Annotated in this window: 9 protein-coding genes; 5 read left to right on the forward strand and 4 right to left on the reverse strand. The window is 68.2% G+C overall.

All coding sequences use genetic code 11. The features are described from left to right. The first annotated feature begins 196 nt into the window (after window positions 1-196). Window positions 197-1759, forward strand: coding sequence for an RtcB family protein (locus tag WMF44_RS10645; RefSeq protein ID WP_437299011.1), 1563 nt, complete (start codon window positions 197-199; stop codon window positions 1757-1759). Between the two features lie 78 nt (window positions 1760-1837). Here the strand turns inward: WMF44_RS10645 and WMF44_RS10650 are convergent, their stop codons facing one another. After that, window positions 1838-3502, reverse strand: a complete 1665-nt coding sequence (locus WMF44_RS10650; RefSeq protein ID WP_437299012.1) for a glycoside hydrolase family 43 protein — start codon at window positions 3500-3502, stop codon at window positions 1838-1840. Window positions 3503-4094: 592 nt separating this feature from the next. Between WMF44_RS10650 and WMF44_RS10655 the strand changes: the two genes are divergently transcribed. After that, window positions 4095-4514 (forward strand): hypothetical protein, encoded by a 420-nt coding sequence (locus tag WMF44_RS10655; RefSeq protein WP_437299013.1) that lies wholly within the window; start codon window positions 4095-4097, stop codon window positions 4512-4514. Window positions 4515-4790: 276 nt separating this feature from the next. Then, window positions 4791-7862 (forward strand): outer membrane protein assembly factor BamB family protein, encoded by a 3072-nt coding sequence (locus WMF44_RS10660; protein ID WP_437299014.1) that lies wholly within the window; start codon window positions 4791-4793, stop codon window positions 7860-7862. Between the two features lie 63 nt (window positions 7863-7925). Here the strand turns inward: WMF44_RS10660 and WMF44_RS10665 are convergent, their stop codons facing one another. Beyond that, a complete protein-coding gene (locus WMF44_RS10665) occupies window positions 7926-8852 on the reverse strand; it encodes a LysR substrate-binding domain-containing protein (RefSeq protein WP_437299015.1) in 927 nt (308 codons plus the stop codon). 355 nt (window positions 8853-9207) lie between these two features. Here WMF44_RS10665 and WMF44_RS10670 point away from each other — a divergent pair, with 355 nt between their 5' ends. Both WMF44_RS10670 and WMF44_RS10675 read left to right on the forward strand, forming a co-directional pair. Continuing rightward, a complete protein-coding gene (locus WMF44_RS10670; protein ID WP_437299016.1) occupies window positions 9208-9663 on the forward strand; it encodes a DUF6640 family protein in 456 nt (151 codons plus the stop codon). Window positions 9664-9678: 15 nt separating this feature from the next. Beyond that, a complete protein-coding gene (locus WMF44_RS10675) occupies window positions 9679-10311 on the forward strand; it encodes a HupE/UreJ family protein (protein WP_437299017.1) in 633 nt (210 codons plus the stop codon). A gap of 171 nt (window positions 10312-10482) precedes the next feature. Here the strand turns inward: WMF44_RS10675 and WMF44_RS10680 are convergent, their stop codons facing one another. Together WMF44_RS10680 and WMF44_RS10685 are read right to left on the reverse strand one after the other, a co-directional pair. Next, window positions 10483-11511, reverse strand: coding sequence for a lysylphosphatidylglycerol synthase transmembrane domain-containing protein (locus WMF44_RS10680; RefSeq protein ID WP_437299018.1), 1029 nt, complete (start codon window positions 11509-11511; stop codon window positions 10483-10485). A 12-nt stretch (window positions 11512-11523) separates the two neighbouring features. Beyond that, window positions 11524-12216 carry a class I SAM-dependent methyltransferase gene (locus tag WMF44_RS10685; RefSeq protein WP_437299019.1) on the reverse strand — a complete coding sequence of 231 codons (693 nt, stop codon included), beginning with the start codon at window positions 12214-12216 and terminating at the stop codon, window positions 11524-11526. Between the last annotated feature and the right edge of the window lie 10 nt (window positions 12217-12226).

Genomic DNA, 12226 nt, shown 5'->3' on the forward strand with positions numbered 1-12226 from the left:
CGGGCCCCCGCGCCAGCCGCGCAGGTGGAGCCGGCCGGCGCCGCTTGACGACCGGCGTTCCTGGTTTATAGTGAGCCCCGCTGCTGCGGTGTGCGATCCCCTCGTTCGCGCACCGGGTCCAAATCGGGGGAGAGTGAGCCGCGGCCCGTCGCGTGATCGCGCTGGCCGCGTGCGTCTTCGTGGATTGGACAGCAGCATGGTTGGCAAATTGCATCTCGATGCGGTGGTGCGTCGCCTGGATGGCGCGACGGCCCGCATCGACAATCCGTTCGGTATTCCGATCACCCTCGTGGCCAGGGAGGATGTCGTCGTCGAGGCCGACGGCATCGAGGAGCTCCTCCGGTTCGCCTCGCTCGAGGGCACGCTCCGGGATCTTCAGGCCTGGGAAAAGGCCGGCAGGATTGCCCCGTTCTGGGGCGGCACAGCCGGCGAGATCCGCTCCATCGTGCTCACGCCCGACTTTCACAAGGGCGCGGGCATCCCCGTGGGCACAGTCGTCGATGCCCGCGGGTTCGTGGTGCCGCAGGCCGTCGGCAACGACGTCTGTTGCGGCATGCGCCTGCTCGCGACGGACGTGGACCGGGACGAGCTCGCGCCGCACATCGGCGCCCTGAAGCAGCGGCTCCGCGCGATCTTCTTCCAGGGCCAGCGCGATATCCCCATGTCGCCGCGCCAGCGCGCGGCGATGCTCCGTGACGGCCTGTCCGGGCTGCACGAGACGGCGGCGGACAACGCCCGCACCGGCCTGTGGGCCCACTACGATCCTCGGGCCCAGCGCGCGGATCTCGATCGTGTGCACTTCCACGGCGGGCTCCCCGCGCGTGGGACGTTCGCGTTCGACGCGTACATCCAGGCGTCGGGCCGGGCGGATGGGCGTGACGTCCAGATCGGCACGGTCGGCGGCGGCAACCATTTCGTCGAGATACAGGCCGTCGACGAGCTGGTCGACGGCGCGACGGCGCGCTCGTTCGGGCTCTCGAAGAACGCCGTCACGATCATGGCCCACGCGGGCTCCGTCGGGCTCGGACACGCGGTCGGCGGCTATTTCAACGAGCGCGCCCGCGCGCTGTACCCGGTGGGGGTGCCCCATCCGGCGCACGGCTTCTATGTGCTGCCGGCGGTGGGCCCCCACGCCCACGAGGCCTCCGTCTACCTCGACGCGATGCGGAACGCCGCGAACTTCGCGTTCGCGAACCGCCTCTTCCTCGGCCTCATGGTGGTGCGCGCGATGCGGGAGGTCCTTGGCCGTGAGGTCACGAGCTCGCTCGTGTACGACGCGCCGCACAACCTCATCTGGGAGCCCGACGGGGCCGAGCCGCGCTACCTGCACCGCAAGGGCGCGACGCCCGCCGGGGGACCCGACGGCGAGGGCGGAGCGTTCTCGTACACCGGCGACCCGGTGATCATCCCCGGCTCGATGGGCGACTCGAGCTGGGTGCTCGCGGGCGCGGGGCACGCGGCGCTGCTCGCGAGCGCGTGCCACGGCGCGGGCCGCAGCCTCACGCGCGGCCGCTCCGCGCACGCGGACGAGGACGTCTACCGGCGCGCGGTCGAGAAGCTGCACGTCGTGACGCCGCTCGACCCCGACGCGCCCCAGGTGCGGCGGCGGCGCGACATCCTCGCGAAGTACCACCAGCGGATGAAGGAGGAGGCACCCTATGCCTACAAGCCCATCACGCCGGTGGTGCGCTCCGTCGAAGAGGCAGGGATCGCGCGGCGCGTGGCGCGCCTCTGGCCGCTCGTCACGGTCAAGGGATGAGGGCACGAGCCGGGCGACCGCTCCGCCCGCGAGCGGGCGCCTGAGGTGCGCCCGCTCCTGGTTCCACCCGCCGAGCGCCTACCGGCGCCGACGCCCGAGGACGAGCGCAGAAGCGGCAAGCCAGAGGGCGGCGGCGAGCCCGCCGCCCCCGGTGCTCGCGCCCGCCCGGCAAGCGCACGAGCCGTCCGAGTCGTCGCCGGCCGCGTCGTTCCCACCGGTGGGTCCGGCGCTGCCGCTGCTGCCCGGGCCGGCGGAGCCGGTCGTTCCGCCGGTGCCTGCGGTGACCGAGCCGCCGCTGGCCGAGGTCGTGCCCGCGGCGGCGTCGCTGCCACCGGTGCCCGAGGTCGCGCCCCCGGCGCCGGCGCTGGCATCGCTGCCGCCCGTTCCCGGGTCCGAGCCGCCGGCACCGCCTCCGCCTCCGTCGCCCCCGTCACCCGGCATGGTGGGTCCGGTAAACCGCCACCAGTTGAACTTGAAGAGGTCGCCGCCGCCACCGACGAACTTCAGGAACAGGTCGTGTTTCCCGCTGCCCCCGCTGACCGCGCAGGTCTTTGTGGTCCAGGACGACGCGCCCGAGACGTCGCACGTCCCGAGGAGCGTGCCGTTCTGGCTGTCGAGGTGGAGCTCGATCTTCGCGTCGCCGGCTGCGGACGATACCCGCGCCTCGAAAGAGGTCACGCCGTCCAGGAAATCGACGTCCTTCACCTTGATGTAGTCGCCATTGCTGATGGACGTTACGTTCATGCCGGCGCCGGTGTCGGTGCACACCTCGGTCTTGAGCCCGGACGAGAAGGCGATGGTCTCGGCCTCGACTTGCTTGAACGGATCCAGCGTGTCGACGGCGGACGGTCCGTTCGTGGACATCATGATCTTCGGAATGCTGCCGTCGGCGCCGTAGGTGAACTCCTCCACGCAGACCGAGCGCTTGAAGTCACTGCCGCCCGGCAATGCGCTGTTGTGATAGAAGAAGTACGAGTGCCCCTTGTAGTCGACGATGCCGGCGTGGTTGGTGTAGGTCCGGCCAGCGCCCATGATGTCGCCGCGGACGGTCCAGGGCCCGGTCGGGCTGTTGCTGGTCGCGTAGCTGATCTTCTCGGTCCCGGCGATGGCGGCGTAGACGAGGTAGTACAGCGACCCTCGCTTGTGGAGCCACGGCCCCTCGGTGAAGCCGTTCAACGGCACCTCGGTGATGCTTCCCGAGGTGCTGATCATGTCCGAGTTCAGCTTCACGTGCCGGAGCTTGGCATTCCCCCAGTACATGTGGGCCTGTCCATCGTCGTCGACGAACACCGTCGGGTCGATGTTGCCGCCTCCGGGCGCCACGGCCAGCTCCTTTCCCAGCGGGTCCATGAACGGGCCTGCCACATTGTCCGACACGCCAACGCCGATCTTCGCGCCGCTGTTGTTGTTCAGCGGCACGTACAGATAGTACTTGCCGTTCCTGGCGATACCCTGCGGCGCCCACGCATTGTCGGTTCCCCACTTGAAGGACTTGTAGCCCGCCACCGAGCCGTGGTCCGTCCAGTTGACCATGTCCGTGGTGGAGTATAGCCTCCAGTCGTTCATGGTGTAGAAGTTGTTCACCGTGACGTCCTCGTCGTGGGACGTGTAGAGGTACAACCTGCCTTCGTGCACCATGGGCGCGGGGTCGGCCGTGTAGAAGGTCTGTACGATCGGGTTGTCCGCCCGAGCGGGGGAGGGGATCGCGGCGACGAGGCCCAGCGCCATCGCCGACAGGGTCATTCTTCTTGCTCGGTAGAACGTTGTATTTAAGCGCACGTTGAATCCTCTCGCGAGCGAAATTGCCGGCGCCCCGCACCCCTGGTGCTGACTCGACGGAGGCGCCATCAATGAGAGGACAGCCCACGCAAAGGCACGCAGGACGACCCCCCCAGGGCAAAGCACAAGTATACCCTTTCGAAATGTGAACGATCACATTCCGGGTGTCAAACCCAATCGACCGGCCCGGGCGGGATCCCCGATCCCGAAGGGACGACAGCGCTGGCGGGCTCTTCCGGAGCGCCGCGTCACAGGGGGGGAGGGCGCCGGACCGCGGTGATCGCAGGCTCGACGCGCTCGATGCCGACCTGCGCACGGACGGCTGGCGCTTCGATGTCGGCCTGCGCACGGACGGCTGGCGCTCGATGCCGCAGGCGGCCGGCGCCCCGGGTATCGCCTCTTGTGCGCGTCTTGTGCGCGAGGACTCGAGCGCGCGCTCCGGCCAAGAGCTCGCCTCATCCTCGGCCGATTTGGATTGACGTCGGCCATGTGAACGATCACATTTGGGCTGCAATGGGGGGTTGAGCTTGCCTTTCACCGGATCAGGAGACGCCAGATGTCGTTGAGCATGAAGCTGATGGGGGCCATGATCATGAGCGTCAGCATGGGCTTTGCTGGCGGCTTTGCGAGCGCAGCATGGGCCGCGGGCGCGACGGCGGACGTCCCCGCGTCGGTCGCCGAGGGGAAGGATTTCGGCTGCGGCGCCAAAGGACAGAAGGCCTGTCCGATGCAGGGCTGGATGAAGACGGTGATGCAGTCGGCGACCACGAGCGGCGACGGCGCGAAGATCGCGTCGGCGCTGGACTATGTGGCGTCGAAGCCGCCGCCCGGGATGCCGAAGTGGGTCGCCATCTCGAAGGACGGCGCGGAGAAGGCCAAGAAGGGCGATATCGACGGCGCCAAGGCGAGCTGCAAGGCCTGCCATGATCTGTACAAGGCGGAGTACAAGGCGAAGCTCCGCGACGCCGCCTTCTGAGGCGCCGCGCTCTGCGCTCGCCTTTGTCTGTTGACGCTCACGATGGTTGATGCTCGATCGCGCGGGCTGTTCGATGGCCATCGCGGGGGTGAGCGCTCCCGGTCACGGCCGTGATGGTCGGCTCAGGACGAGGTGGCGTTCGAGGCGTGGGGTGGCCACGAATCACGCGCGGGAGACGGCGCTGTGGCCGCGTCTCCTTGTCCCTCGGCCCCCGGACGCGCGTCGTCGCTCGCTCGCGGCATGAATGCGGCGTCTGCCTCGAGCATCAGAGGCGGGATGGCAAGACCGCTCGAGTCCATCGGTTCGCCTTCCGGGCTTCACCGGCGTGCCTCCGCCGCTCTGCTCCTCGCCGCCCTCGGCCCCACGAATGAATGCGGTCCGAGCGGGCCCGGCAGCAGCAGCAGCAGCGGCGGCTCCGCAGGCCACGGCGGCGGCTCCGCAGCCACGGGCAGCGGCGGCTCCGCAGGCCACGGCGGCGGCTCCGCAGCCACGGGCAGCGGCGGCTCCGCAGGCCACGGCGGCGGCTCCGCAGGCCACGGCGGCGGCTCCGCAGCCACGGGCAGCGGCGGCTCCGCAGGCCACGGCGGCGGCGACGAGAGCACCTCGACCGGGAGCGGCGGCTCGCTGGCAACATGCGTGCCGGGATCCATCGTCGCGTGCTACTCCGGCCCCGAGGGGACCAACGGCGTCGGGCGCTGTACGGCCGGGACGCAGACCTGTCGTCCTGACGGCTTCGGCTACGGGCCCTGCACGGGTGAGATCACCCCTGCTGCGGAGGTCTGCGCCACGCCGCAGGACGAGAGCTGCGACGGCGACCCCCATTGCCCGCAACCGGCCGCCTGGGCGCGCGGGTTCGGCATCGAGCCCACCACTCCCACATCGACCATCGCCGTCGACGCCATGGGGAATTACTACATCCTCGGCGCCTTCAAAGGAACGGCCGATTTCGGCACCGGCCCTCTGACCAGCGCCGGTGACAGCGACATCTTCCTTCTCAAGCTCGACCCCTCGGGCGCGCCGCTCTGGAGCAAGCGCTTCGGCACCCCCTTGCGCGAGACAGGAGATGCCCTGGCCATCGACGGAAACGGCAACGTCCTGATCGTCGGCAACTACGAGGACGACTTCTCTGGCATTGTCATGGACCTCGGCTTCGGCGGGTGCGCCCTGCCGGCTCCGTCCGATCGTTCCGGGCAATTCATGGCCAAGCTCGACCCCGACGGCAATCACATCTGGAGCGATGGATTCCGCTTCTACCCTTCGCATCCTACCTGGGCGACGAAGGTGGCCATCGATGCTCTCGACGACGTGTACGTCGCCATCGGGTTGGAGGACGCGACAGCGGTGGTGAAGCTGGATGCGATGGGCGATGTCCTCTGGAGGCGTAGCACTCCGGGAAGCCCGAGCTTCCACATGAACCTCGCGCTCGACAGCGCCGGCAACGTGGTGACAGTGAATGAAGCAGGTGTCGATGGCAACTTCATCGCCCTCTACACGTACGTCTCGAAGCTCTCTCCGGATGGGGATTTGCTCTGGTCCCGGAGATTGGACGACTACGGATTCCGTGGCAAGGTGGCGGTCAACTCGGCGGGCGAGATCCTCGTGCTGGTCGAGGGAGCTGTCATCAAGCTGGATCAGGACGGCGAGGAGGTGTTCACCCAGCCCGCCCGCCACACCGGCAACGTCGCGGTCGACCCCGCGGACAACATCTTCCTCGGCGGGGGTGGGCTCACGATGCTCGACCCGAGCGGCACCGAGCTCTGGACGCGCGACTTCGCGGCCTCTGTAGCGGACATCGCCATCTCCCCGAACGGCGCGGTCGCCGTCACCGGCGTTGTGAGCAGCCCTGTGGACTTCGGGACCGGCCCGATCGAGTACACAGAAGGCTGGGATATCTATGCTGCCACATTCAATCCGCCGGCGAGCGGCGCGAGCGGCGAGGGAGGAGGCAGCGACGGCGGCGGCAGCGACGGCGGAGACCCGTCCGAGACGTGCGTGCCGGGCTCGGTCATCGCGTGCTACTCCGGCCCTGCCGGGACCAGGGGCGTCGGACCCTGCGCTGCGGGGACGCAGACCTGTCGGCCCAGCGGCCTTGGCTTCGGCCCCTGCGTGGGCGAGGTCACGCCTGCCGAGGAGCTCTGCTCCACGCCGGAGGACGAGAGCTGCGACGGCGAGCCCCATTGCCCCATGCTGTCGTGGGCGCGCGGGTTCGGCAGCACCGGCGCCGACGAGGGCCTGAACATCGCGAACGACGCCGCAGGCAACTACTATGTCGCCGGCAGCTTCACAGGAACCGTCGACTTCGGCGTGGGCCCTCTGACCTCCCCGCCCGGACGCCACTTCCTGCTCAAGCTCGATCCATCGGGCGCGCCGCTCTGGAGCGAGCGCCTGACGAGCGGCCACCCGCTCGTCATGGCCGTCGATGGCAACGGCGACCTCCTGCTCGCCGGCACATACTCGGGTGGCGGCGATAGGGTGCTGAACCAGTGCCTCCCCCCCTTCGAGCCGTCCCACAATACCGTAGCCTTCGTGGCCAAGCTCGACCGCGATGGCAAGGCCATCTGGAGTCAAGCGCCCATCTACACGTCGGACGCGATCGAGAGCTACAGCGTTCCCGAGCGGATCGCCGTCGATGCGCTGGGCAACACCTACCTGGTCTACGTCGACCTCTGGGCGAACGGCGCCTACCTGTCAAAGTTGAGCCCTGGCGGCGATGTCCTCTGGAAACACAGGATCACGCCCCCTCCCGGCCCGGAGGACTATTTCAGGTCCCTGGACTACAGCGCCGATCTCGCGATCGACAGCGCGGGCAACGCGCTGACCGTGACCGCACCGCAGGCCGACGCAGGGTATCTGACGGTCAGCAAGTTCGACCCGACCGGCGCCGCGCTCTGGAGCCGCCCGTTCGCGCCGGATCCGTCGATCCCCCCTGGCGGCGCGTGGAAGGCGGCTTGGTCGGTGGCCGTCAATGCGGCTGACGAGGTCTTCGTGGCCGGCATCACGGACGGGACCGTCGATCTCGGCGGCGGCGTGCTGCCCGCTGGCCCCGTGCTCCTCAAGCTGGACGCCGCGGGGGCCCACGTGTTCAGCGACTCGATTCCCTTCGGCGACGCGCTCGCGCTCGATTCCGCTGGTAACGTCGTCGTCGCCGGAGACGGGCTCGCCAAGCTCGACCCGAGCGGCGCCGAGCTCTGGACCCTCAGCTTCGGCGCCCGCGCACATGGCATCTCGATCTCGCCGAGCGGCATGATCGCCCTCACAGGGGCTGCGAGCGCGGCGGTCGACTTCGGGACCGGCCCCATCCCCCACGCCGGCGGCTCCGACATCTTCGTCGCGACGTTCAATCCCTGAAACCCATGGGGGACGGGCGCCATGTCGGGGTGCCGCGCGCCGAGCTCGGGGCAAGCGTGGCGGCTATCGGGCGGTCGAGGAAGCTTGCGACCGTGAGGTGGCCCGATCCGAGGAGCCGGACGCTAGCTTCACGAAGGCGCGTACAGCGCCGGCGGTCTCGTCGGCGCGGCCGATCAGGAGCAGCTCGGCGAAGACGTCCTTCGGCGCGACGAACGGACGATAGACGACGCGGGGAACCTTCACCTGAATCAGCGGTTGTGGAGCCAGCGCCACGCCCAGGCCTGCGCCGGCCAACGACAGCATGCTCAAGGTGGTGTCGGCGCGGTGGACCCGGCGCGGCTCGCGTCCTGTCACGAGAATCAACCTCTTCAGCACGTCGCCGCCGGCCTCCTCCGATGGGAACATGATGAGCGGCTCTCCGGCGAGCATCTTCGGCGTCACGCGCCTGTGCGCCGCGAGCGTGTGCTCCTCTGCCATCGCGACCACCAGCGGCCAAGCGCCGATCGGCTGGACGCTCAACCGCGGATCTACCTTGAGAGCGAACGCCGAGCGGTAGCCGACGTCAACCTCGCCGGCCAACACGGCTTCCGCCTGCCTCGAAGGTGGCATCTCGCGCAGCTCGATCTCCGCGGCAGGATGGGCTTTGCGGAACGCTCGCAGGTGGTCCGTCATCTTGCCAGTGAGGATCGCGTTGCCCGCGTAACCGATGCGAACTTTGCCGATGTCGCCGCGCAGCGATTGCTGGACGATCGCCTTGGCCCGCTCCGCCTGCGCGACCGCCCGCTGCGCCTCGACGACCAGCAATGCGCCGGCTTCGGTCAGCTCCACGCGCCGGCTCGTCCGCACGAACAGCGCGCCGCCGATCTCGTCTTCGAGCGCCCGAATCTGCATGCTCAGCGCCGGCTGAACGATGTGCAGTCGCCGCGCCGCGCGGCCAAAATGGCGTTCTTCGGCGACGGCCAGGAAATAGCGAAGGTGTCGTAGGTCCACGACATTCGACCGTACCATGGATCAATCAGCAGATCAAATCGATCGATTGGATCAATCTATTGTTGTTTGGGTGAATGGGCGGCTATGATCTTCGTGATTCACCCGTGATTCACCCGTGATTCACCCGTGATTCACCGCGGAGAGCCCATGAATGATCATGTGCGGAAGGAGAAGCTCGGGCTCACGGCCGTGTCGTCCGTCGATGCCTCGGGCAAGCACCAGGTCCGCGGGTTCTTGGACCTGCACACGCACGCGCCGCGGCCACGTCCCACCGTTACCATGAATTCAACGCAAGGCGGCCGCGCCGAAGAGGGAAGCGGGCTATTCAACCAACGAGAGTCAGGAGCCTGTCACCATGAACCGAAGTACCCTGGGAAGGGTCGTTCTCACGTTCGTTCTGGCGAGCGGCGCCATCGTCGCTGTCGGCGTGGACTGGAATAAAACCCACCTGTTCAACCCTGCATGGCATGAGCACGCGCGCTTTCATGACGCCCTCATGCTGCTCATCCTGTGCGGCGTGTCCATCGTCGGATTGTGGATGGTGTGGCGGCGGTCCATGGAGCCGCAGATCGGGTTCAACGTGGCGGCCTGGATCGTCGTCATCATCTGGACGCCCTTCTTCTACATCACGTGGCTCATCCCGGGGACCAGCCTGCTCGCGGGACCCGAGGTGCCGCTCCCGGTCGTCGCGGGCATCCCTCTCTACCCGAACGTGCTCATCGCAGGGACCGAGCTCTTGCTCGCGGCGCTCGCCTACAAGCTCTTCCACAGCGATCCTGCATCGACGGCGGCGCGCGCGGCGAACGCCTGACGAGAGAGGCGCTTCATGAAATCCACGATCCAGAAGACGATGGGATGGGCTTCCTGTCCCGGCGCGCGCGCCCTGCTCGTCGCCGCGCTCGTCTCGTGGCCCTCCGTGAGCTGGGCGCACCCGGGCGGCGCCGATGCGGGATTTCTGAAGGGCCTCTTCCATCCGGTGTTCGGCGCGGACCACCTGCTCGCGATGGTGAGCGTCGGTGTCGTCAGCTCGCAGCTCGGTGGAAAGCACCTCCTCCGGATCCCCGCCACGTTCGTCGCCGCGATGCTGGTCGGCGGCCTCCTGGGAATGGCGCGATGGCCCATGCCCCTGGGCGAGCTTTGCATCGCGGCGTCGGTCGCGGCGCTCGGCCTCGGCATCGTCACCACGACCCGCGGCTCCTCACCGTTCCTGCTCTCCGGGTGCGTGGCGATGTTCGGTGTCTTTCACGGACATGCCCACGGCCTGGAGATGCCTCATGCGGTCAGCCCGGCGCTGTATGCCATGGGCTTTCTGCTGAGCACGACCGTGCTTCATCTCTGCGGTCTCGTCCTCGGCGAGCTCACCGCCGGTCGAGAGTCCCTGTCGCGGGGGCTGCGCTGGGCCGGCGCCGCCGTGATGGGGACGGGGATGGTCCTCCTGGCGCGCGGGGCCGGCATCTGACTGGAAGCGGCTCGCCGCGACGGATGGCGAGGGGTCCGCCCGCGGCGAGGACGTCGGTCAGAACTGCTTGAAGAACTTCCACGACTCGATGGGCTTGATGGTTCGTCGACAGTGAATAGGTGATCATCCCTCCGAATCGGCTTCAATCGTCCTGGTCGACGGTGCCCTTCATCACGAAGGCTTGGCCGCGTCTTTGGGGAACGACTCCGGCGCCGGCAAACGAGCGGGAGGCTCCCCGATGGGCGGCGGAGCGAGGTGCCAGCTCAGGACCCCCAGTACGGCCACGGCGACGTAAATGACGAGGAAGACGCCAAGCCCGAAGACCACGCCCTTCTCCGAGGCATAACCGAGCACCGGAAACACGAGCGAGAAAAAGAGCTCGCGCACGCCGATGCCAGAGACGGAGATCGGCAGCAAGCCGAGCAGGCTGGCGACGGCGAGCAGGCAGCAGACATCGAAAAAACCAATGGGAGCCCCGAGCGCGCCAGCCAGCCAGTAACCTTGGAGGAAATTCAAGAGCAGCGCGGAGAGCGAGAGCAAGAGCGCGAGCCCGACGTGGCGCGCCCGCTGCGCCCGAAGCGCGGCGAGGAAACGCTCGAACCCTTCGCTCGAGAGATCACCGGGCAGGCGCCGATACACAGCGCCGACCGCGCGACGAGCGAGCGGACGATAGAAAAGGACAAGCGGCCCGAGCGCGACGAGGCCCACGCCGAGCCAGGTGATCTTCGCGAGATCTCCGGCGATGACGCCGGAGAAACGAGCAATGCCGACCGCGACGAACGCGAGGAGGACATAGAGATCGAAGAGCCTGTCGAGCACGACGAGCGCCATCCCCTCGGCATAAGGCATCTCGAGGTCGTGCCGGAGGTACTGGACCCGCAACACATCGCCCACGCGCCCCGGGGTCATCAGGCCGACGTAGACGGTGGCGAGGAACGACGTCCAGGCCCGCGCCCGAGGGAGGCGACGCCCACGCGCCGCGAGCAGCACATCCCAGCGGAGCACCTTGAACCATAAAACGCCGAGGTTCACGGCGAGGGCGAGGAGCAGAGGCGCGACGTCGGCCGCGAGCAGGGCGTCGAGCGCGACGCGCGAGTCGCGCATACGAAGGAAAACGAGCACGAGGAGCAGAGGCCCCACGAGCTGAATACCGAGCCTGAGGAGCCTCCTCCGCGAATCCTGCGAATTCTTCGACGCCACGGGCCAGAAGCCCTACTCAGGGTCCTTGCGACCGAGGATGCAAAGGTTGATCATGAGCCGGGAGGCGACCTGCAGACGCTCGTCGAAAGAACGAGAGAGCTCGTGGAGGCCAAACTGGAACGGGAAGAGGTGCAGCCCCTTGCGCCGGATGATCTTGACCCCCCCGTCCCCGAGCGGACGCGCAAGCGACCCCCACGTGCTGAAATTCTCGTGGCCGTCGAAAGCCCGAAGCTTGAGGCGAGACGCGAGGCGGACGACAGGCTGCCACAAGAGATTCGGCGTGCTGAGCGAGAGATACCCGCCGGGCTTGAGCACCCCCGCCATTTGCCGGAGGCAAGCCTGCGGATCCGGGGTATGCTCGATGCACTCGGACGAGAGCACGAGATCGAATCGATCGCGGCCGAATTGATCGACGAGGCGGAGGGCGTCGGCGACGACGGCCTCGCAGCCGACCCTCTTGCGCGTGGCCTCGACGAGGTTCGGGCCGAGATCACAGGCCGTGACGATGGCCCCGCGCTTCGCGAGCGCCTCGCTGAAGTACCCGAGGCCGCAGCCGACGTCGAGCGCGTGTTTGCCGCGGACCATCTCGTCCGTGAGAAACTCGTCGACGAGCGTCTCGACGCGGCGCTGCGTATCGTACTGGGAGAGCGCTCTCTCGAAGCGATCACCGAGCCGGTCGTGGGAGTATTCTCGTTGATCGGGCACGCGGCTTGAC

Origin of the sequence: Sorangium sp. So ce426 (assembly GCF_051475585.1) — a bacterium.
Taxonomy (GTDB): Bacteria; Myxococcota_A; Polyangia; order Polyangiales; family Polyangiaceae; genus Sorangium; species Sorangium cellulosum_B.

Excerpts from the sequence above, each read along its gene's own strand:
- WMF44_RS10650 (WP_437299012.1), bottom strand. The coding sequence starts at position 3,502 with ATGACCCTGTCGGCGATGGCGCTGGGCCTCGTCGCCGCGATCCCCTCC.
- WMF44_RS10655 (WP_437299013.1), top strand. The coding sequence starts at position 4,095 with ATGTCGTTGAGCATGAAGCTGATGGGGGCCATGATCATGAGCGTCAGC.
- WMF44_RS10670 (WP_437299016.1), top strand. The coding sequence starts at position 9,208 with ATGAACCGAAGTACCCTGGGAAGGGTCGTTCTCACGTTCGTTCTGGCG.
- WMF44_RS10675 (WP_437299017.1), top strand. The coding sequence starts at position 9,679 with ATGAAATCCACGATCCAGAAGACGATGGGATGGGCTTCCTGTCCCGGC.
- WMF44_RS10660 (WP_437299014.1), top strand. The coding sequence starts at position 4,791 with ATGGCAAGACCGCTCGAGTCCATCGGTTCGCCTTCCGGGCTTCACCGG.
- WMF44_RS10645 (WP_437299011.1), top strand. The coding sequence starts at position 197 with ATGGTTGGCAAATTGCATCTCGATGCGGTGGTGCGTCGCCTGGATGGC.